The following is a 22,106-nucleotide window of genomic DNA, read 5'->3' as shown; positions in this document are numbered from 1 at the left end:
CAACGATCGGTCCGAAAATATATGCTCTCACTGGAAAACGTCGATGCTGAACAAAAAATCTAATTCTGCCCTGGAGCTTGAGGGGCCCCGCAATCAGACATCGCTGGCATATCAGGTGATCCGGACCGATATTCTGCTGGGACGGCACAGGCCGGACAAGAAGCTCAAAATCCCCGATCTCGCGGATGAGCTGGGGGTGAGCCCGGGGGCGGTCCGCGAAGCCTTGTCGAGACTGGTGCCGGAAGAACTCGTCGTAGCGCGGGATCAGCGCGGCTTCGTGGTCGCGCCCTTGTCGCCCGAAGACCTGATCGAGTTGACGGACCTGCGCTGCGAGATCGAATCGATCGCGCTCAGGCTCTCGGTCAAGAATGGCGATGTGGATTGGGAAGCGGGCATACTCGCGGCGGAATATAAGCTGAGAAGCGAGCCCGTTCCCGCCACCGGAGAAGATCCCCGGCTGAAATGGGCGCAAAATCACGCCCAATTCCATTCGGCGCTGGTCAGCGCCTGCGGCAATCGGCGGCTCTTCTCGCTTCATGGCCAATTATATGAGCAGTCGGAGCGCTATCGCGGCTTGTTGTTCGACCTGGAATCGGACCGGGACGTCAATGAGGAACATCATGAAATGGTCAAATTCGCCCTGGCGCGGGATGCGGATGCGCTCGTCCAGGCGACGGTGGATCATCTCCGGCGGACGACGGCCCTGATCATAGAATCCTTCGTCCGGCGCGAGCAGGAGAAATGCGCAAAATAAAATTTTTCTCATAAAAAAATATTGATTTTATCCCCCAGCCCTGTGAGAGTTCATCGACCGCAGGGCACGACGCGCGCGTCGATTCCGGATGGCCCGCCTGGATGGCGGGCCCCGCAGGCGGCATCCTTAAAAGGAGGGGATCACATGACAGACAAGCTTTTCTCGCTCGAAGGCCGCACGGCGCTCGTCACCGGCGGTTCACGCGGAATCGGCAAGATGATTGCGGCCGGCTTCATCGAGCGCGGCGCCAAAGTATATATCTCTTCGCGCAAGGCGGACGTCTGCGACGCCGCCGCCGCTGAGCTGTCGGCCGCTGGCGGCACCTGCATCTCTCTTCCCCAGGATGTTTCGACCGTCGAGGGCTGCGAGGCATTGGCCGCCGAGCTGATGCGCCGCGAATCCAGGCTCGACATACTCGTCAACAATGCCGGGGCGGCATGGTTGGCTGAATTCGGCGCTTTCCCGGAAAAGGGGTGGGACAAGGTGGTCGATCTGAATCTCAAATCGCCCTTCTTCCTCACCCAGGCGCTTTTCGAGCCGCTGAAGGCCGCCGCCAGCGCGCAGAAGCCCGCCAAGGTGATCAACATCGCCTCGGTCGACGGCCTGCGCCCCAACCCGCAAGAGACATATTCCTATCATGCGAGCAAGGCTGGCCTGATCCACCTGACGCGGCGCATGGCCGCAAGGTTGATCGACGACAATATCTGCGTGAACGCCATCGCGCCCGGCGCTTTCGTCTCCGAGATGAACGTCGATGCCCGCGACCATGGCGACGCGCTGGCTCAGCGGATACCCTCGCGGCGGATCGGCCAGGACGAAGACATGCAGGGCGTGGCCGTCTACCTCGCGTCGCGGGCCGGCGACTATGCCGTCGGCGTCACGATTGCCGTCGATGGCGGCGTGACCTTCGCCAGTTCGACGATTTGAGGAGCCCGGTCATGGCTTTCCAGGATTTGAAGAACCTCGTCATCCTCATAACCGGCGCGTCGAGCGGTCTTGGGCGCGCCATCGCGGTCGAGACGGCAGCGCGCGGTGCGAAGGTCGTGGTCATCAACTATGCCTCGAACCGGAGCGAGGCCGAAACGACCGCCCGCCTGGTGGAAAGGGAGGGCGCGACCGCCATCATCGTCCAAGGCGACGTCGCCAAGGACGCGGACTGCCTGAAGATCGTCGAAGCCGCCCGCCCCTTCGGCCGGATCGATGCCCTGTTCAACAATGCCGGGGCGACCGTCTTTGCCGATCAGGCGCAGCTCGACACGGTGTCCGCGGAGGACTTTCTTCGCCTCTATTCGGTCAATGTCGTCGGCGCCTATCAGATGATCCGCGCCGCACAGACCTTGCTGGAGGCAGCGCCCTTCGGCGTGGTGGTCAACACGGCCTCGGTCGCGGGGGTGACCGGGCTTGGATCGTCAATTCCCTATGCGGCATCCAAGGGCGCGCTGGTGACCATGACCCTGTCGCTCGCGCGCTCGCTCGCGCCGAAGATCCGCGTGAACGCGATCTGCCCGGGCTATATCGATACGCCATGGTATGGCGACGCCCTTCCCCAAGAGACGGTCGACGCCTTGCGGCTCTCGATCGCGGAATCCAATCCTTTGAAGGTCGCCTCAAAGGCCGAGGAGATCGCGGGCGCGGCGATCTTCTTCGCCACGCCCGGCGGTCGCCATGTTACGGGAGAAACCCTGCTCGCGGACGCGGGCCTTCATCTGGGGCAGGCTTCGCTCGCCCAGCGCTGAGCGCCCTAGACGGCACGCAAACCCGCATGGCCCGGCAAGCCATGCGGGTTTGCATCACCTCTCCCCCCTCGACAGTTTCACTCCGCAAAGAGCTTCTGCAGCTCAGGCTTGAGGATCTTGCCATTCGGATTGCGCGGCAGGACCTCAGCCGAAATCCTGATGGCGACGGGCACCTTGAACGCGGCAAGGCGCGCCGCCACATGGCTTCGCAATTCCTCTTCCGTGGCGGTTGCGCCGGGCTTCAGAGTGACGACGGCAACCGGTTCCTCCCCCAAGGTGCGGTGCGGCCGGCCGACCAGCGCTGCATCCATGATCGCCGGATGGTCGTAGAGGATATTTTCGACTTCGATGCAGTAGATATTCTCGCCGCCGCGAATGAGGATGTCCTTCGCCCTGTCGACAATATAGCAAAAGCCCTCCTCATCGAGCCGGGCGAGGTCGCCGCTGCGCACCCAGCCGTCGACGAAGGTCTGCGCGGTGGCTTCGGGATTGTTCCAATATCCCTTGGCCATTTGCGGCCCCCTCGCCCACAGCTCCCCGACCGTCCCGGCGGGAAGCCGGGTCATGCCATCAACGGGATCGCGAACCTCCAGGTCGGATGTCGCGACCGGACGGCCGGCGCTGTCGGGGCGAGCGATATAATCCTCCGCCGCGTTGGTCGCGACCCCGGCCGTGGTTTCGGTCATGCCCCAGCCATTGGCCGGCGCGGAATGAGGAAAAGCCGCCCTCAACTGACGCACCAGTTCAGGCGCCGAAGGCGCGCCGCCATAGGAGATCAGTTCAAGCGAGGACAGGTCGTGATTTGCCCGCGCCGGATGTTCGAGCAGTTGCCAGGCAATGGTGGGCACGCCGCCGGTAGAGGTGATCCGCTCTCTTTCGATCAGTTGGAATGCGCGCACCGGGTCCCATTTGTGCATCAGCACAAGCTTAGCCCCATTGGCGAGCTGGAGATTGAGAAAGCCGACCAGACCCGTCACATGGAATAGCGGCACGGTCTGGAGCGCCGCCTTTTGCGGGGCTTCCGGATCGGGCATCGGCAGCCCTTCTCCGCGCCTCAGACTGGCGCGCGCGCCTCCGCTTGCGGCGGCCACGATATTGGCGTTGATCGCTCTGTGAGAGCTTAGGACGCCCTTGGGCTTGCCGGAGGTTCCGGAAGTATAGAAGAGGGTCGCGATGTCGTCTGGCGCCATCGTCCGCCCAGGAACCGCGGCGTCGGGCAGTGTTGCCCAGTTATCGGGCTTGCCGATCACTTGCTCGACAGTATCGACTTCGGCAAAGTCGCTGTCCGCACGGCTGACATAGATGTTCTGGACCAAGGGACATGCCGGCATATGGTCCTTCAGCCGGCGATAACGCTCGAAATCGGCTATGACGATTTTGGCGCCCGAGTCAGCCAAGGCATAAGCAAGCTCTCCGCCGGTCCACCATGCATTGAGCGGCGTGGCGATGGCGCCGATGCAGGTGATGGCGTAGAACGCCACCGCCCATTCCGGCAGATTGCGCATGACGATCGCCACGCGGTCGCCCGGCTCCACGCCCTGCCGGATCAATTCCTGCGCGAAAACGGCGACGGCGCGATGAAAGGCGTGGTAGCTGACGCGCTCCTCTTCATAGACGAGGAACGTCCGCTCCGCATGGCGGCGCGACTCCTCCAGCACGGTCCGCAGGGTCGCGGGCGCATGTTTCCAGGAACGCGTCGGGCGTCCGTCAATCTCCACAATCTCGATTTCATAGGGGCTGCCGGGAGCCGTCAGGAGACGCTCCGCCTCTTCGATCGACATGGCGGGCCACTCCGCCGGTAGGATGGCTTCGTTCATGCCCTTTGCCCTGTCCTGGCCATCGTCTTTTGATTCCCTGGTTCGCCGCTTTGGCTGGGTCCACGATCCCGCGCTACGCCCGTCAAGCGGGCGATGGCGCGAGACCGGTGATGCCTCGGTCAGACCCGCCCGGCGGTCAGCAGATTGGCGCCGGTGATGGCGCCCGCCTTGTCGGACAGAAGGTAGAGGATCGTCTGCGCAAGATCGGATGGCTGGACCCAGCGCGAGAAATCGGCATCCGCCATATGCGTGCGATTGACCGGCGTGTCGATGATCGTCGGGGAGACGGCGTTCACGCGCACGCCCTCTTCCTTCAACTCCTCCGCCAGACTTTCGGTCAGGCGCAGAACGCCGGACTTGGCGGCGGCATAAGGGCCCATGCCAAGGCCAGCACTCGCGGCGCCGGCCGCCGCGACATTGACGATCGCGCCGTTGCGCGCCTTCAGGTGCGGCAGCGCCGCCACCGATGCGCCCAGCGTCGTGCCGATATTGACGAGATAGGTCGACGTCCAGGCGTCAAGCGCGCTGTCCGCAACCTTGGTCCAGGTAAATCCGCCCGCAATATTGGCGAGACCGTCGATGCCGCCGAATTCCTTGACCACGCGCTCCATCGCCGCGGCGGCATCCTGAACCAGATCCACCCCACCCAGCGTCAGGTCCGCATCCGATTGGCCCTGGGCAAGATCGATCGCCACGGTCTTCGCGCCCGCCGCCTTTGCCGCCGCGATGACCGCGCTGCCCAAGAAACCCAGGCCGCCGGTCACGACCACCACTTTACCCTGCATAACACCACTCCTTTGATGGGGGCCAGCATTGAGCCCACGCATCGCTTACCCCGAACCAAGGCAATTTTAAACTATTTTTTTATTAAAACAATTTTTTCTTGCAAAAGCTAGAGCGACAGCCGCCCACGGCATCGCCAAGCCACGCGGCACGGCTGCGCGCTCCGGCCGCGTGGCCCGCGTCAAGTCGTCACTATGGATGCAGGAAGCCGTCGCTTGCGGACGGGACGATCAATCGGGATCGAAAAGGCCGGTGGCCAATGTCCCGAGATACATGTCGATCGCCTGTTGCAGAGGCTGTCGCGTTCGCCAGCCCTTCAGGTCGTAAGAGGCGTCGATCGACGACAGCACGATATGGCTGGCAATCAGGGGATCGACGACGCGAATGCTTCCCTCGCCCATCCCCTCGACGAGCACACCCATCAGACCGAAGGCGGTGCGTTCGGACCGCTCGACCGCCGCGCTTCGCACCGACGCGGGCATGGCCTGAAGCGCGGACGATCGCAAAAGCGGGAAGTCGCCCCGGAACTGGAGGGCAAGCGCCGAACTCAGGGTGGCCGCGATCCGGCCCCAGGCCGATGACTGGCTTTCGTCCGCCAGCCGCTTGAGCGCCGCCAACCGGTGATAGCTGTCGCGGGAGCAGGCCGCCACCAGCTCATCCTTGCCGTCGATCTTCCGGTAGAAGCTCGTCTTCGCGCGGTTGAGCTCTCCGGCGATCCGCTCCACCGACGCGCCCTTATAGCCGAAATCATTGATCAGGCGGGTGGCCACGCGGAGGAATTCCGCCGCCTCGCCTGGATCGGGCGCGGCGGGCGGCTGAACGGCCATCGCCCGCCAATCCGTGCCCGGCGTGGTCAAACCTCCGTCCAGAACGGCCAGCAGGCGCCGGCACACGTTCGGGAAGTCACCGATCGCAAAGCGTTGCAGCCAGATTTCGGACCAGAACAGCGCTTCGTTCAGGATATGCGCCCGCGCAGTCAGGTGCTGCTTGCGCTCCTCGGTATCGCTTGGGCCGAAGAAGCCGCGCACTTGACGGAATATGTCCTGATATTGACCGACCAGTTGGGCGCGCACGCCCTCCTCCATCGCCCGGATTTCCGAGAGAATGGCAAAGGGCCTGACTTCGCCGCGCAGACCGCGCGCGATCTGGTCGATATAGAGTTCGACATAGCGGCCCACGCGTGATCGCGGCGTAGGCTCCAGGGCGGCGCATCGCGCCATGTCGGCCAGGCGGGAAAGACTGTCCTCGAACACGGCGGCGGCCAGATGTTCGCGGCGCTTGAAATAATAAGTGACGCTGGACGTGCCGAGACCGAGCGCGCCAGCCACCTCCTGAAGCGTCATCCCCCAGACGCCTTTCTGATTGAGAAGGACCGTGGCGGCGTCGAGTATCCGCTGCTTCTGCCGCTCGAACCGCGCGGAGTTCCTTTCCGAGACAGGCTGTCCGGGCGCGGCGGGAGATTCGAGCAGTTTTGCGGTCATGCCTTCCTTCTCGTCGAAGATTTGCTGGCTGTCGATATGCGGATACAGGAAAATCCGTGCCTTTGCGACATATTTGAAAATTCATTCCAACCCGCGCGGAAATAATTTCGGCAATTGACCCATATTTTTCTGGATTTTAAAAAATATTTTTTTATTGTGAAGGACGAATCGAAAATAGAGTATCGGTTGCCCGATAGGCGGGCGGCAGTCGGAGACAGGAGCCAAGCCGTGGATTTCACCCCAACAGATCGTGAGCGCCATTTCCGGGATCGGGTCCGCGAATTCATGATGTCGGAGGTCCGCCCGAAGGTCGCAGAGCTGGAGGCCGAACTGGCTGGCGGGGATCGGTGGGCGCCGCTGCAGACGATCGAGAAACTCAAGGTAAAGGCCAAGGCGGCCGGTCTCTGGAACCTCTTCATGCCGCCCGCGGGCGAGCATGGCGAAGCGGACGACGGCTTCGTCTTCACCGGCGAGCGGCTCACCAATCTGGAATATGCCCTGTGCGCGGAAGAGATGGGCCGCCTGCATTGGGCGTCGGAAGTCTTCAACTGCTCGGCGCCTGACACCGGCAATATGGAGGTGCTCCACCGCTATGGAACGCGGGCGCAGAAGGACGCCTGGCTGAAACCGCTGATGGAGGGCGAAATCCGATCCGCCTTCCTGATGACCGAGCCAGAGGTCGCCTCTTCCGACGCCACCAATATCCAGACCTCGATCCGCCGGGATGGCGACGAATATGTGATCAATGGACGCAAATGGTGGTCGTCCGGCGCAGGCGATCCGCGCTGCCGGATCGCCATCGTCATGGGCAAGACCGATCCCGATGCGGAGACTCACCGTCAGCAGGCGATGATCCTGGTCGATCTCGCCTCCCCGGGGGTAAAGATCGAGCGGATACTGCCGGTCTACGGATATGATCACGCCCCGCATGGCCATGCCGAGATCACGCTCACCAATGTGCGCGTACCTGCCGGAAATCTGCTGCTGGGCGAAGGGCGCGGCTTCGAGATCGCGCAGGGCCGCCTGGGGCCGGGCCGCATCCATCATTGCATGCGCACCATCGGCATTGCCGAGGAAGCGCTGGAGGCGATGACGAGGCGCCTCACCTCCCGGACCGCTTTCGGCAAGCGGATCGCGGACCATTCGGTCTGGGAAGAGCGGATTGCGCGGGCGCGCATCGACATAGAGATGACGCGGCTGCTCTGCCTCAAGGCGGCGGACATGATGGACCGCGCAGGCAACAAGGCCGCCCGCAACGAAATCGCGATGATCAAGGTGCAGGCGCCGCAAATGGCGCTGCGCATCCTTGACGATGCGGTCCAGGCGCATGGCGGCGCGGGCGTGACCAGCGACTTCGCGCTTGCGGCGGATTGGGCCAGCATCCGCACTTTGCGCCTGGCGGACGGTCCCGACGAAGTGCACGCCCGCGCCATCGCCCGCGCCGAATTCGGCCGCTATCGGGTAGCTACGCAGTGAGCGACCTGAACGAGACCGCGCTGGCGCGCTGGATGCGCGGCGCGGTCCCCGGCGGCGCCGGCATCGAAGCGGTGGAGAAATTCCCTGGCGGGCAATCCAACCCGACCTATCGCATCCGCACCGATGGCGGCAATTATGTGCTGCGCCGCAAGCCGTTCGGCACGCTCCTGCCCTCCGCCCATGCGGTGGAGCGCGAATTCCGCTTGATCTCGGCCATCCATCCGACCGGATTTCCGGTCCCGCGCCCGGTCGCGCTTTGCGAAGACGATCAGGTTATCGGCGCCACTTTCTATCTCATGGAAATGGTGGAAGGCCGCACCTTCTGGGACGGCACCTTGCCGGAGCTTCCCAAGGCCGATCGCCGCGCTTGCTATGATGCGATGATCGACACGGTGGCGGCGCTCCATTCGATCGACCATCAAGCGGCCGGCCTGGGCGATTTCGGGCGTCCGGGCCATTATATCGGGCGGCAGGTCGAGCGCTGGACGAAGCAATATCGCGCTTCCCAGACCGAGGACATTCCCGAGATCGAGAAACTGATCGCATGGCTGCCGCGCACATTGCCGGAGCAATCGGGCGTTTCGATCATCCATGGCGATTATCGGATCGACAATCTGATCTACGCAGCCGACACGCTGGAAGTGCGCGCCGTTCTGGATTGGGAGCTGGCGACCATTGGCGATCCTCTTGCCGATTTCACCTATCTGGCCATGTGCTGGGCGATGCCTTGCGACGGCCGCGCAGGTCTGGGCGGCGTCGATCTGGCGGAGGCGGGCATCCCGACCCTGGAAGAAGCGGTCACGCGCTATTGCGCCGCCACCGGGCGCGACGCGCTGCCCGATCTGCGCTGGTACTTCGCCTATAATCTCTTCCGGGCAGCCGGCATCATCCAGGGGATCAAGAAGCGGATGATCGATGGCAACGCGTCAAGCCCGCAGGCCGCCGAGACGGTCGCCCGATTGCCGTTCATAGCGCAGGCGGGCTGGGCGCAGGCGCGTATAGCCGGTGCGCCGCAATGACCGGAGACCCGCGAAATCCGGACGGGCGACGGCACCCTCTCCCATTTCCATGCCTTCAGAAGATTTCCTGAAACGAGGATTCCATGATCGAGACTCATCTGCACGACGACATTCTTGAGATCGTCCTGAACAATCCGCCGGTCAACGCGCTCTCCGCCGCCGTTCGGATCGGCTTGTCCCAGACGGTGGCCGGCGCGCAGACCGACAGCGCGGTGAAGGCGATCGTGATCCGGGGCAGCGGAAGGCTTTTTTCGGCGGGCGCCGACATCACCGAGTTCGGAAAGCCGCTCACCGAACCCAATCTGCCCGCAGTGATCGACGCGATCGAGGCGAGCGGCAAGCCGGTCGTCGCCGCCATTCACGGCTCTGCTTTGGGTGGCGGGCTGGAGATCGCGCTTGGATGTCATTATCGCATCGCGACCCCCAGCGCCAAGCTGGGCCTGCCCGAAGTTCTGCTGGGCATCCTGCCCGGCGCGGGAGGAACGCAGCGCCTGCCGCGCCTGATCGGCGTCGAGGCGGCGCTGGGAATGATCGTCTCGGGCAGTCCGATCTCCGCCCGCAAGGCGCAGGACATCGGCCTGGTGGATCGTCTGGCTAGCGACGAGCCGGCGTTGGCGGCCGAAGCGATCGCTTTTGCCCGCAGCCTCGATGCGCCCCGGCGCACAGGCGATCGCACCGTGTCCGCCGACCCTGCGGCGTTTGAGACCTTCGCCGCCGACAATGCGCGCAAGATCAACGGTCTCGACGCGCCCAAGGCCTGCATCGAAGCCGTGCGCGCTTCGACCATGCTGCCGCTGGATCAGGGTCAGGAGAAGGAACGCGCCCTGTTTGCCGGACTTGTGGTTGGCGAACAGTCGAAGGCGCTTCGCCATGTCTTTTTCGCGGAGCGCGCCGCCGCGAAGATCGAAGGCTTGCCCAAGGATGTCGCCCTCCGCCCGGTCGGCAAGATCGGCGTGATCGGCGCGGGGACGATGGGCGGCGGGATCGCGATGAACTTCCTGAATGCCGGAATCCCGATCACGATCGTCGAGACGCAGCGGGACGCGCTCGATCGCGGGGTCGCCGTGGTCCGCGGCAATTATGAGGCGACGGCGGCGAAGGGCCGGCTGACATCCGGGCAGGTGGAGAAGGCGATGGCGCTGCTCACCCCAACGCTCGACTTCGACGCTCTGGCCGACTGCGATCTGGTGATCGAGGCCGTTTACGAGAATATGGACCTGAAGAAGGAGATATTCGCGCGCCTAGACGGCGTCGTGAAGGCCGGGGCCATACTCGCCTCCAACACCTCCTTCCTGTCGATCGATGACATCGCGGCTGCGACCACGCGTCCGCAAGACGTGCTTGGCCTGCACTTCTTCTCGCCCGCCAATGTGATGAAATTGCTGGAGGTCGTTCGCGGCGCCAGGACCGCTCCAGACGTACTGGCGACCGGCATGGACCTTGCCCGCCGGATCGGCAAGGTGCCGGTCGTCTCCGGGGTTTGCTATGGGTTTATCGGCAACCGCATGCTGATCCCGCGGCAGGTCAATGCCGAAGCGTTGCTGCTCGAAGGGGCGACGCCCGAACAGATTGATCGCGTCCATACCGGCTTTGGCATGCCGATGGGGCCTTTCCAGATGGCCGATCTGGCGGGCGTGGACATTGGCTGGCACCGCGATCCGACGCGGATCGAAAGCCTTCAGGACGCGCTGTGCGCCGAGGGACGCTGGGGGCAGAAGACGAAGGCGGGCTATTATGACTATGACGACAGGCGCAAGCCCGCGCCTTCGCCCGCCGTCAGCCAGATCATCGCTGATTTCCGGGCCAGGGCCGGGATCGAACCGCGCGAGATCTCGGATGAGGAGATCGTCGTGCGCACGCTCTACACGATGGTGAACGAGGGCGCGAAGATCCTTGAAGAGGATATTGCCCAGCGCGCCTCCGATGTCGATGTGGTCTGGAACTATGGTTATGGATGGCCGCGTCACAAGGGCGGACCGATGTTCTGGGCCGATCAGGTCGGTCTCAAGTCCATCGTCGGCTCGCTCAGCCGCTATTCGGATCGTCTTGGCGCTGACTTCACAATCTCACCCCTGCTTGCGCGCTGCGCTGAGCAGGGCACGCCGCTCGACAAGTGAGGCGGAGGTCATGGATGCGCAGGCCCGCTTGGCCGCTACATCCGCAATCGGGCGCATCGGCACGCTGGCTGTCGATCAAGCCCTTTCAAATTCAGGGAGATAGAGGGATGACGTGGAAAATGCCCGTCTCGCACCATGCGACGCGCTTGACGATGATCGATCGTCATCCGAACCGCTTTTCGGCACCGGAATGCGCGGCATGAGCGCCGATGCCCTGCCGTCGCCGGAGCTGCTCGCCTTCCAGCTCTTCGATTGGCTGAACATAGCGGAGGGCGACGAGCGCGAGACGTTGCTGGCGATGCTCGACATGGCGCAAAGGCTCGCGGTCGATCTCTTCCTGCCCCATTATCGGCAGAGCGACATCGAGGAGCCCTATCTCGACGCCGACGGGGTGCACATCCTGCCAGCTGTGCGGGAAGCGCTTTCCCGTTTCGCGGAAATGGGCCTGTTCGGCGCGAGCTTCCCGGAAAATCTCGGCGGCCTTGGCCTGAGCTTCGCGGCATCCCTCGCCATCCACTCCAACTTCGCCGCCGCCAATGTGTCGACGGCAGGCTATTCGATGCTGGCCGTCGCCAATGCGCGGGTGATCTCGACCTTCGGCACGCCCGCCCAGATCGAGCGGTTCGCATTGCCTGAGATCGAAGGCCGCTGGTTCGGCACGATGTGCCTCTCGGAGCCTCAGGCGGGTTCGAGCCTTGGAGACATAAGGACCAGGGCCGTGCAGGAGGGCGAGGATGAACTTGGCGCCCGGTATCGGCTGACCGGCAACAAGATGTGGATTTCGGGCGGCGACCAGGATGCGAGCGAGAACATCGTCCATCTCGTGCTGGCGAAGATCGCTCTGGAGGACGGCAGCCTCCCCGAAGGGACGAAGGGCATTTCGCTGTTCGTGGTGCCCAAGATTCTTCCCGACGGCGGTCGCAACGACATTGCCGTCGCGGGCCTCAATCACAAGATGGGCAATCGCGGCACCTCCAATTGCCTGCTGAATTTCGGTGAGGGCGGCGGGGCCATAGGCTGGCGGATCGGCGCGGCGGGCCAGGGCCTTCCGCAAATGTTCCAGATGATGAACGAAGCCCGCATATCGGTGGGCATGGGCGCGGCCGCGCTGGCCTATCGCGGCTATCGCCAGTCGCTTCGCTACGCGCAGGAACGGGCCCAGGGACGGCCGGTCGGAAGCAAGGGCGGCGCGCCGGTCGCGATCATCGACCATCCGGACGTGCGGCGGATGCTGTTGCAGCAGAAGGCCTATGCGGAGGGCGCCCTGGCGATCTGCCTATATTGCGCCCATCTGCTCGATCAGGGCAGCGAAGAGGCGGAAACGCTGCTCGCGCTGCTGACGCCGATCGCCAAGAGCTGGCCGTCGGAATTCGGGGTCATCGCCAACGACCTCGCGATCCAGGTCCATGGCGGATATGGCTATACGCGGGATTTCGACGTCGAGCAGCTCTGGCGCGACAACCGGCTGAACCCGATCCATGAGGGCACGACCGGCATCCAGGCGATCGACCTGCTCGGCCGCAAGCTTCTCTTCTCGGACGGGCGGGCGCTTAGCCTGTTGCGCGCGCGCATCGACGCGACCGCCGTTCGCGCGAAAGGAGATGCGGTCTTCGCGGGATTTGCGGCCCCGCTGCTCGCCTTTTGGGAGGAGATTGAGGGCGTTGTCGCGGGGTTGAAAGGACGCGGCCCTGCTTCGTTCGACGACGCGACCCTGTTCCTGCGGGCTTTCGGACATGGCGTCATCGCCTGGCTCTGGCTGGATCAGGCGCTCTCTGGCGCCGCGCTCCCGCCCACCCATTTCCGTTCCGGCCTGACATTCGCTTGCCGCTATTTCTTCGAGAGCGAATTGCCGCAGGCGCGCGCTTGGCTCGCCATCGTCGCGCAGCACAGCACGCTCGTCCGCTCGATGCCCGTCGAGGCGTTCGCATGAGCGACGTTCTGGCAATGCTGCGACCGGAGGTGGGCGTCACCCGCCATTCGGACTGGCTGCTGGTCGATCAATCCATGATCGATCGTTTCGCTGAGGCCACGCTCGACCGTCAATATATCCATGTCGATGGCGATCGCGCTGCGGAGACTCCATTTGGCGGGACGATCGCGCATGGCTTCCTCACGCTTTCGCTGCTTTCGCATCTGACGGAGACGATCATAAGGGCACCCGCGCTGCAGATCCGCATGGGCGTCAATTATGGCTTCGACCGCGTGCGCTTCATCCATCCCGTGCGGTCGGGAAGCCGCATCCGCGCAGCATCGACCCTCAAAGCCATCGAGGAAAAGCGCCCCGGCCAATTCCAGCAGAGCTGCGATGCCGTGATCGAAATCGAGAGTATCGAAAAGCCCGCGCTGACCGCGACGTGGCTGAGCCAATTCTTCATCTGATTGCCTGTTCAAAGGAGCCTATCATGCGCGACGCCGTCATCGTTTCCACCGCCAGGACGCCTATCGGCCGCGCCTATCGCGGCGCGTTCAACGCAACCCCCTCCCCCACCCTCGCCGCGCATGCGATCCGCGCCGCGGTCGAGCGCGCAGGCGTCGATCCCGGCGAGATCGAGGATGTGCTGCTGGGCTGCTCGCTGCCGCAGGGCGTGCAGCAGACCGTCGGGCGCACGGCCGCCCTCCGCGCCGGACTGCCAGTCTCGGTAGCGGGGATGACCATCGATCGCCAATGCTCGTCCGGCCTCATGACCATCGCGACCGCCGCCAAGCAGGTGATCGTCGATCATATGGATGTGGTCGTCGCTGGCGGCGTAGAGTCGATTTCCCTCGTCCAGACGCCTGCCATGCGGGTCGATCCCGATCCAGAACTCGTCGCCATGGTGCCCGACATCTACATGCCGATGCTCCAGACCGCCGAAACGGTGGCGCGGCGCTATGGCATCTCGCGGGAACGCCAGGACGCCTATGCGTTGCGGTCCCAGCAGCTCACCGCGAGGGCCCAGGACGCGGGCGCCTTCGATCAGGAGATCGTTCCGGTCACGGCGACCATGTCGGTGACCGACAAGGCCAGCGGGCAGACGTCGCTGAAGGAAGTGACGATCGCGAAGGATGAAGGAAACCGGCCGGAAACGACCGCGGAAGGGCTGGCCAGCCTGAAAGCCGTGGTCGACGGCGGCGTCATCACGGCGGGGAACGCATCGCAACTGTCCGATGGCGCGTCCGCCTGCGTCATCATGACGAGCGAGCTGGCGGCCCAGCGCGGCCTGACGCCGCTTGGCCGTTATGTCGGCATGGCGGTTGCGGGCACCGAACCCGACGAGATGGGCATCGGCCCCGTCTTCGCCATCCCGAAACTGCTGAAGCGCTTCGGCCTTTCCATGGACGATGTCGGCCTGTGGGAGCTGAATGAAGCGTTCGCGGTCCAGGTCCTCTATTGCCAGGATGTGCTCGGCATCCCGGACGATCGCCTCAACGTCAATGGCGGGGCGATCTCGATCGGCCATCCTTATGGCATGTCGGGCGCACGCATGACGGGTCACGCGCTGATCGAGGGCAAGAAGCGCGGCGCCAGATATGTCGTCGTGACGATGTGCGTCGGCGGCGGAATGGGCGCGGCCGGGCTGTTCGAAGTGCTGTGATGAAGGCGCTGCTCTCCACCCAGGTCGGCGGTCCCGACACGCTCGCGCTCACGGAGCTGCCAAGCCCCACGCCTGGGGCGGGAGAGCTTCGCGTCCGCATCCTCGCCTGCGCGATCAACTATCCCGACACGCTGATCATAGCCGACAAATATCAGTTCAAGCCGCCCCGGCCTTTCGCGCCGGGCTGCGAGATTTCCGGCGTTGTCGTGGCGCTGGGGCCGGACGTCCGCGACTGGGCGGTCGGGGATCGCCTGATCGCCATTCTTCCCCATGGCGGACTGGCGGAGGAGGTCGTCATACCCGCGAAGGAGGCGATCCGCTTGCCGGAGGGACAGGACCCCGTCGAAGGCGCCGCGCTCATTTTCACCTATGGCACGACGATCCATGCGCTCGCGGACCGAGGCCAGCTCAAGGCCGGCGAAACGCTGCTCGTGCTGGGCGCGGCGGGCGGTGTCGGCCTGGCCGCGGTCGAGGTCGGCAAGGCGATGGGCGCCACCGTCATCGCCGCCGTCTCCAGCCCGGACAAGGCGGCGGCGGCCAAGGCCGCGGGCGCCGACCGCACGATCATCTATGACCGGGGCCCCTTCGACAAGGACGGCGCCAGGGCGCTTGCCCAGGCCTTCAAGGATGCGGTCGGACCGGATGGAGCGCATGTCATCTATGATCCGGTGGGCGGCGACTATGCAGAACCGGCGCTGCGCTGCATCGCGTGGGAGGGGCGGTATCTGGTCGTCGGATTTCCGGCAGGCATTCCCCGGCTCCCCCTCAACCTGACGCTTCTGAAGTCCTGCGACGTGCGCGGCGTGTTCTGGGGCGCGTTCATCGCGCGCGAACCCGAGCGCCACAAGGTCCATGTCGAGCAACTCTTCATCTGGTGGCGGGACGGCCTCATCCGCCCCCGGATCGACCGGACTTACGCGCTGGCCGAAGGAGGCGAAGCCATTGCCCGCCTCGCGAGCCGCGAAGCGATCGGCAAGGTCGTCGTCATTCCCTCCGCTTCGCCAGCCGCGCTCCCGCCCGGACGCGGATAGCAGGCCATCGACACTTCATCCCTCTGGATTGGAACACCGCCATGGCGCACCACGACATTGAAACGGGAACCTCCCACCTGCTGGCGCATCTTGCCGACGGCATTTTGACGCTGACCATGAACCGCCCCGAGGCGCGCAACGCCTTGACCGCTGAAATGCTGGCCGCCCTGTCGGATCAACTGGCCCGCGCGGAGGTCGCGCCCGATGTCCGCTGCATCGTCCTTACCGGCGCGGGCAAGGGCTTCTGCGCGGGCGGCGACGTCAAGGCGATGAACGAGCAGGATGACAGCGCTCATCCGGGCAGGGCGCCCGACGACTATATCCACCGCCAGCGCCTGGTTCAGCGCGCCACCGCCGGCAAGCTCTTCTCCATGCCCAAGCCGACGCTCGCCGTCATCAACGGGGCGGCGGCGGGGGCCGGCCTTTCGCTCGCGCTCGCCTGCGATCTGCGGATCATGTCGACCTCCGCCATCCTGATGACGGCGTTCAGCCGTGTCGGCCTGTCGGGGGATTTTGGCGGCACCTTCTTCATGACGCAGCTCATCGGCGCGGCGCGGGCGCGGGAGCTTTATTATATGTCCGATCGCGTCTCTTCCGAACGCGCCATGCAGCTTGGCCTGTCGAACTGGGAAGCCTCGCCGGAGGCGCTTGCGGAGCAATCCCTGGCCATTGCCCGGCGATTGGCCGTGGGACCGGGCATCGCCCACCGCTATATGAAGGAAAACCTCAACCGGGCCATGTCGGGCACGATGGACGAATGCCTCGATCTGGAGGCGACCCATCATGTGCACTGCATGTTCACAGCCGATCATAGCGAAGCAACCGCAGCGTTCGTCGAGAAGCGCGAACCCGTTTTCTCCGGCGCCTGAACGCGCCACTGAAATTCACCGACAGGACTTAGACTCATGCGCACCCGCATCACCGACCTTTTCGGCATCGAGCATCCCATCATCCAGGGCGGCATGCATCATGTCGGATTGGCCGAACTGGCATCCGCCGTGTCCGAAGCCGGGGGCCTGGGCACTCTCACCGCCCTCACCCAGCCGTCCGCGGCGGCTTTGGCGGATGAGATCGCCCGCTGCCGGGCCATGACCGACAAGCCTTTCGCCGTGAACCTCACCTTCCTGCCCTCGGTGAATCCGCCCGATTATCCGGGCTATGTCGACGCCATCATCAATGGCGGCGTGCGCATCGTCGAAACGGCGGGGAACAATCCCAAGGCATGGCTGCCGACGCTCAAGGCGGCGGGGATCAAGGTCATCCACAAATGCACGTCCGTCCGGCATGCGCTGACCGCCGAAGCCATTGGGTGCGACGCTGTCAGCGTCGACGGCTTCGAATGCGGCGGTCATCCGGGCGAGGACGATGTGCCCAACATGATCCTGCTGCCCCGCGCAGCCGACGAACTTCGCATTCCCTTCGTCGCCTCGGGCGGCATGGCCGACGGGCGGTCGCTGATGGCCGCCCTTGCGCTGGGGGCGGACGGCATCAACATGGGCACGCGCTTTCTGGCGACCCAGGAGGCTCCCGTTCATCCCAATGTGAAAGCGGCGATCGTCGCGGCGAGCGAGCGCGACACGAGGTTGATCATGCGACCGCTGCGCAATACGGAGCGCGTCCTGACGAACGACGGCGTCGAGCGCATTCTGGAAAAGGAAAAGCGGCTGGGCGGCGCGATCAAGTTCGAGGACATCGCGCCGGAGGTGGCCGGCGTCTACCGCCGGATCATGAAGGATGGCGAAACCGATGTCGGCGCCTGGAGCTGCGGCATGGTGGCAGGTCTCATCCAGGACGTGCCGACCGTCCGCGCCTTGATCGACCGCATCATGTCGCAGGCCGAGGGCATCGTGCGAACGCGATTCCAGTCGATGTTCGAGCCTGTCTAGCGGCCGGGGCGGCGGCATGGGCGGGCGGACTTGATCCGTCCCTCTTGCGCCAATGACGGGGCGAACAGACGGAAAATAAAGTGGGTTCCGCCCCTCAGCCATGTCGCGCATGGCGCCCATACATAACGTCCGCATTATATCTCACATGCAGCCGATGACGCTAGTCCGGAACGGGCGCTCCCTTCTAATTTTGGACGATAACCAGGCCTGGAACTGACCCATGGCCGTGTCGAAAATTTTGGGGGAGGACTGACAGTGAATAGCCGTTCAATTGCTCGCAGCCATCGCAAGCGCATCCTGATTGCGCCGAAGCTTATTTGCGGGCTTCTTGTCACCACCGGTCTCACGTCAACCGCGGCATCCGCCCAGGATGCCGCGACGAACGGCGGCGACGCGCAGCTTCAGGACATCGTCGTCACCGCGCAGCGACGGTCGGAACGTCTTCAGGACACCCCCGTCGCCGTCAGCGCATTCAACGCCGAGACGCTGAAGTCCAGCGGCGTCGCAAATCTCGCTGATCTCTCGCACGTCGCCCCTTCCCTTCAGGTTTCCTCCACGGCCGGCGTCTACCTGCCGTTTCTGCGAGGCGTGGGAAACAACAACGGATCTCTGGGCAATGAATCCAGCGTCGCGACCTATATCGACGATGTCTATTACACCCGGCTCGCGACCGCCTATCTGGAACTTGGCAGCATCGATCGCGTGGAGGTGCTGAACGGCCCGCAGGGAACGCTGTTCGGCCGCAACTCGTCGGGCGGCGCGATCCAGATGTTCAGCAAGGACCCCGGCCGCGATGCCGAGGTCAACGCCACCATCGGCTACGCCAATTTCGACAAGATCAGCGGGCAATTCTATGCCTCTGCCCCGCTTACCGAAACGTTGGCATGGAATATTTCCGTCGGCGGATCGGACCAGCGCGACGGATGGGGCAAGAGCCTCAGCACCGGTCAGGACGCCAATCTGGGCTGGTTCGTGACCGTCCGGTCCAAGCTCGTCTGGGAACCGGCCGACGGCACCCGGATCAAGCTGGTCGGCTTCTACGCCAAGTCGCGGAGCGACATCGGTTCGGTACAGGATTTCTACGAAGGGACGTTCGGGGTCAGTCCTGGCGGAACATCGGTGCTGACGTCGCTGAAGAACAGCAAGGATACATTCTACGATACGCGCCTCGATCATCGTCCCGACTCGTCGGAGGAAGGTTATGGCGGGTCGCTGCGGATCGACCAGGACATCGGTTTTGCAGACCTCGTCTCGATTTCGGCGTTCCGCAAGTCGGACGGCGTCTACCGCACCGATTTGGACTATAGCGGACAGCCCTTCTACAACGCCGATCTGGGCGACCGGGACGATCAGATCACACAGGAAATCCAGGTCAAGTCGAAGGCCGGATCGAAGATCAACTGGATTTTCGGCACCTATTATCTGCACTGGAAGGCCGGCTATAATCCGGCGATCGGCTATGGCGACCTGTTCAACCTGTTCGTCGCCCCCGGCACGCAACTGACTTTCTTCAGCGAGCAGATCGTCAACAGCTATTCCGGCTTCGCGCAGGCCACCGCTCCGCTGGGCGCGAAAACCAATCTGACCGTGGGCGCCCGATACACCCATGACAAGATAACGGGCTATGGCGAGCAGAATTACGTGATCCCCGGCGTGGGCGAGGTTTCCGCCGCGGCGCCCGGCATAGCGAACCCCTTCACCGACAGGACGAAGACCAACGCCTTCACCTATCGCGTCGCTCTCGATCATCATTTCACCGACGATGTGATGGCCTATGCATCGGTCAGCCGGGGTTTCAAGGCAGGGGCCTATAATACGCTTCCCCTTCAGACCGAGGCCGCCGATCCCGAGAAGGTCCAGGCCTATGAAATCGGCCTGAAGACCGAGCTTCTGGATCGCCGCATCCGACTGAACGGAGCCTTGTTCTGGAGCGACATCAAGAGTCCGCAGGTGCTGACCACCATCAATACGGGCACCGTCTCGGCCGTCAGCCTGACCAACGCCCAGAAGGCGAGAATCCGGGGGGCGGAGGGCTCTATCGAGGCTGTCCCGGTCAAGGGCCTGACGCTGCGCGGCGCGGTGACCTATCTGGACGCGGAATATACCAGGTTCACCAATACGCCGATCTTCTCCGGCGGCCTCACGCCCGGTTCGATCATTACCGGGCCAGTCCTGGGCGACGGCAGCGGGAACCGGATGGCGAACGTGCCGAAATGGCGGTTCGACCTGGGCGCCAACTATGCGGTCACGACCGGCATCGGTGAATGGGTCGGTGATGTCGGCCTCTCCTACACGGGCGCCTATCCCTGGACCGCCGACAATAATCTCGTCGCGGAATCCGTGACGCTGGTGAATGCGTCGCTTCGGTTCACGCCCGCTTCGATGAACTGGCTGACGGTCAGCGTCTGGGGCAAGAATCTGGGCAACAAGCGCTATTATCTGATCGGACAGGAATCGGCCGGACCGGCTGGGACCGGCGGCTATCCCGCTGCGCCTGCCGCGCCCCGCACCTATGGCGGGTCGTTGTCCGTCAAATTCTGACCGCATCCATTGGGGGGAGACGGGCGTCGAGGGCATCTCGGCGCCCGTCTTCGTTGGTCCGCTCCGGCCCACGGCACTTGCATAGCGACCGGAATCGGCCACCGGTCAAGAAATCGCACCAAAGAAAAGACTAAGAGCCGCGATCTGATGCTATCAGATCGCGGCTCTAGCACATTCCTCCCTGATCGAAAGCCGTCAGCCGCCCGCTGTCCGGCCCCGGCCGTCGCTCATGGCTCTTCCGCAAAGCGGGCGCGAAGTTGCTTCTTGTCGATCTTGCCGACGCTGGTGCGCGGAAGCTGGTCTACGATTTTGAAGCGATCGAGCTTGGCGTAACGGGTGACCTCGCCGTTCGCGATGGCGCGTTCGACCGGTCCGTTGATGATCTCAAGCGTGAGAATGGCGTCCGGCTTGGCCACCACCACGGCAAGTGGCCGCTCCCCCCATTTCGCATCGGGCACCGCGATGACGGATGCCTCGACGACACCTTCGGCGGTCGCGACCAGCTCTTCGAGCTGGATGGAATCGACCCACTCGCCGCCGGTCTTGACCACGTCCTTCAACCGGTCGCGTATCTGGACATGACCATTGGCGTCGATCGTCGCTATATCCTGAGTGTGCATCCAGCCTCCATGCCAGAGAGCTTCGGAGGCTTTTGCATCACCGACATAGCAGGAGGTCAGCCAGGGAGAGCGCAGCACCAGCTCCCCGCGGGTCCGCCCATCATGGGGAAGCGGATTCATCAAATCGTCCACGATCCGGACCTCGACAAGTGGAACAGAAGTGCCCGAAGCCGTGAATGTCGACAACATCTCATCCTCGTCGCGGAATTCCTCCCCGGTGCGCCGGGCGGCCTTCAGGACCGTCGGGCAGGTTTCCGACATGCCATAGCCCGCCGCAACGAGCATAGCGCGCCGACGGGCTTCCCCACAAAGCGCCTTGGTCAGCGCCGATCCGCCGATGGTCATTTTCCATCCGGCAAGATCGGCGCCGGTCTGATCGGCGGCCTTCAGGACCATTTCCAGGACTGTCGGCACGCAATGAGAGTAGGTGACCTGGTGATCGCCGCGCAGCTTGCAGATCATCGCGGGATCGTAGCGCCCCGGATAGACCTGCTTCACGCCGAACATGGTCGCCAAGTAGGGAACGCCCCAGGCATGGACATGGAACATCGGCGTCAGCGGCATGTACACGTCTTCGACGCCCAGGCTGGGCGACGCGATGGAGGCGCCAAACGGACCCGCGACGGCCAGCGTGTGAAGCACGAGTTGACGATGCGTGAAGCAGACGCCCTTGGGATTGCCGGTGGTGCCAGTCGTGTAAAAGAGGGTCGCGACTGCATTCTCGTCGAAATCCGCGAACGGAAAGTCAGGCGACGCAGCGGCGGAGAGCGCCTCATATTCGCCCATGACCCAATCGGGCAGAGGATCGTCGGCCCCGTCCGCGATGGCGACGACCGCCTTCACCGCCGGAAGTGATGGAAGCAGCGCTTCGACGATAGGAAAGAAGTCGCGATGGACCAGCAATATCTCCGCCCTCGCATGCTGCAGGGTGTAGGCGATCTGCGGTTGCGGTAGCCGGATGTTCACGGTTTGCAACACGGCGCCCATCATGGGCACGGCAAAATAGGCTTCGAGATAGCGGTGGCTGTCCCAGTCCATCACGGCCACCGTCATTCCCTGCTGGGCGCCCAGGCCGTCCAGCAAGGATGCCAGCCGCCCGACGCGCCCGACGAACTCCCGGTAGCTGAACGCCGCCTGATCGCGATAGACGATCTGCTGATCGCCCGCCTTCGTCAGCACGCCGTCCAGCAAATGCCGGATGGTGAGTGGGAAATGATAGGCTTCCGGGGCCGGCTCGGCAAAGCGCAGTGGCATGATGATGGTCCTGCTT

The 22,106-nt window shown here is 64.0% G+C and carries 17 protein-coding genes; 13 read left to right on the top strand and 4 right to left on the bottom strand.

Going from position 1 to position 22,106, the window contains the following annotated elements; genetic code table 11:
- Positions 1 to 115 precede the first annotated feature (115 nt).
- The 3 genes from HUK72_RS03250 to HUK72_RS03240 all read left to right on the top strand — a co-directional run bounded on the left by HUK72_RS03250 (position 116) and on the right by HUK72_RS03240 (position 2,490).
- A complete protein-coding gene (locus tag HUK72_RS03250) occupies positions 116 to 754 on the top strand; it encodes an FCD domain-containing protein (protein WP_176595512.1) in 639 nt (212 codons plus the stop codon).
- A 144-nt stretch (positions 755 to 898) separates the two neighbouring features.
- A complete protein-coding gene (locus tag HUK72_RS03245) occupies positions 899 to 1,681 on the top strand; it encodes an SDR family oxidoreductase (protein WP_176595511.1) in 783 nt (260 codons plus the stop codon).
- An 11-nt stretch (positions 1,682 to 1,692) separates the two neighbouring features.
- Positions 1,693 to 2,490 carry an SDR family NAD(P)-dependent oxidoreductase gene (locus HUK72_RS03240; protein ID WP_176595510.1) on the top strand — a complete coding sequence of 266 codons (798 nt, stop codon included), beginning with the start codon at positions 1,693 to 1,695 and terminating at the stop codon, positions 2,488 to 2,490.
- A gap of 77 nt (positions 2,491 to 2,567) precedes the next feature.
- Here the strand turns inward: HUK72_RS03240 and HUK72_RS03235 are convergent, their stop codons facing one another.
- The 3 genes from HUK72_RS03235 to HUK72_RS03225 all read right to left on the bottom strand — a co-directional run bounded on the left by HUK72_RS03235 (position 2,568) and on the right by HUK72_RS03225 (position 6,571).
- The gene (locus tag HUK72_RS03235; protein WP_176595509.1) at positions 2,568 to 4,307 is read right to left on the bottom strand and encodes a class I adenylate-forming enzyme family protein; all 1,740 of its coding nucleotides are present in this window, start codon (positions 4,305 to 4,307) and stop codon (positions 2,568 to 2,570) included.
- Between the two features lie 119 nt (positions 4,308 to 4,426).
- Positions 4,427 to 5,092: an SDR family oxidoreductase gene (locus HUK72_RS03230; RefSeq protein ID WP_176595508.1), complete on the bottom strand. Its 666-nt coding sequence runs from the start codon at positions 5,090 to 5,092 to the stop codon at positions 4,427 to 4,429.
- Positions 5,093 to 5,320: 228 nt separating this feature from the next.
- Entirely contained in the window at positions 5,321 to 6,571 is a 1,251-nt protein-coding gene (locus HUK72_RS03225) for a TetR/AcrR family transcriptional regulator (protein WP_176595507.1), read from the bottom strand.
- Between the two features lie 228 nt (positions 6,572 to 6,799).
- Here HUK72_RS03225 and HUK72_RS03220 point away from each other — a divergent pair, with 228 nt between their 5' ends.
- The 10 genes from HUK72_RS03220 (at position 6,800) to HUK72_RS03175 (ending at position 20,216) form a co-directional block, all read left to right on the top strand.
- On the top strand, positions 6,800 to 8,047 hold the full coding sequence (locus HUK72_RS03220) for an acyl-CoA dehydrogenase family protein (protein WP_176595506.1): 1,248 nt from the start codon (positions 6,800 to 6,802) through the stop codon (positions 8,045 to 8,047).
- Complete coding sequence (locus HUK72_RS03215; RefSeq protein WP_336950288.1) at positions 8,044 to 9,066, top strand: phosphotransferase family protein; 1,023 nt, start codon at positions 8,044 to 8,046, stop codon at positions 9,064 to 9,066. The genes HUK72_RS03220 and HUK72_RS03215 overlap by 4 nt, the downstream gene beginning before the upstream one ends.
- An 83-nt stretch (positions 9,067 to 9,149) precedes the next feature.
- A complete protein-coding gene (locus HUK72_RS03210; RefSeq protein ID WP_176595505.1) occupies positions 9,150 to 11,183 on the top strand; it encodes a 3-hydroxyacyl-CoA dehydrogenase NAD-binding domain-containing protein in 2,034 nt (677 codons plus the stop codon).
- Positions 11,184 to 11,382: 199 nt separating this feature from the next.
- Positions 11,383 to 13,113 (top strand): acyl-CoA dehydrogenase, encoded by a 1,731-nt coding sequence (locus HUK72_RS03205; RefSeq protein WP_176595504.1) that lies wholly within the window; start codon positions 11,383 to 11,385, stop codon positions 13,111 to 13,113.
- Positions 13,110 to 13,562, top strand: a complete 453-nt coding sequence (locus HUK72_RS03200) for a MaoC family dehydratase (RefSeq protein WP_176595503.1) — start codon at positions 13,110 to 13,112, stop codon at positions 13,560 to 13,562. The genes HUK72_RS03205 and HUK72_RS03200 overlap by 4 nt, the downstream gene beginning before the upstream one ends.
- Before the next feature lie 23 nt (positions 13,563 to 13,585).
- Positions 13,586 to 14,758 (top strand): acetyl-CoA C-acyltransferase, encoded by a 1,173-nt coding sequence (locus tag HUK72_RS03195; RefSeq protein ID WP_176595502.1) that lies wholly within the window; start codon positions 13,586 to 13,588, stop codon positions 14,756 to 14,758.
- Positions 14,758 to 15,789, top strand: a complete 1,032-nt coding sequence (locus HUK72_RS03190; protein WP_176595501.1) for an NADPH:quinone oxidoreductase family protein — start codon at positions 14,758 to 14,760, stop codon at positions 15,787 to 15,789. The genes HUK72_RS03195 and HUK72_RS03190 overlap by 1 nt, the downstream gene beginning before the upstream one ends.
- A gap of 41 nt (positions 15,790 to 15,830) precedes the next feature.
- Entirely contained in the window at positions 15,831 to 16,658 is an 828-nt protein-coding gene (locus HUK72_RS03185) for an enoyl-CoA hydratase-related protein (protein WP_176595500.1), read from the top strand.
- 36 nt (positions 16,659 to 16,694) lie between these two features.
- A complete protein-coding gene (locus HUK72_RS03180; protein ID WP_176595499.1) occupies positions 16,695 to 17,675 on the top strand; it encodes a nitronate monooxygenase family protein in 981 nt (326 codons plus the stop codon).
- 255 nt (positions 17,676 to 17,930) lie between these two features.
- Entirely contained in the window at positions 17,931 to 20,216 is a 2,286-nt protein-coding gene (locus tag HUK72_RS03175) for a TonB-dependent receptor (RefSeq protein ID WP_176595498.1), read from the top strand.
- A 227-nt stretch (positions 20,217 to 20,443) separates the two neighbouring features.
- On the opposite strand, the gene HUK72_RS03170 is transcribed toward HUK72_RS03175, so the two are convergent.
- On the bottom strand, positions 20,444 to 22,090 hold the full coding sequence (locus HUK72_RS03170) for a fatty acid--CoA ligase (protein WP_176595497.1): 1,647 nt from the start codon (positions 22,088 to 22,090) through the stop codon (positions 20,444 to 20,446).
- Positions 22,091 to 22,106 lie beyond the last annotated feature (16 nt).

Source organism: Sphingobium sp. 15-1, assembly GCF_013375535.1.
Classification (GTDB): Bacteria; Pseudomonadota; Alphaproteobacteria; order Sphingomonadales; family Sphingomonadaceae; genus Sphingobium; species Sphingobium aromaticivastans.
Note: the sequence above shows the minus strand (reverse complement) of the source record. Positions and strands in the feature narration are given on the sequence as shown.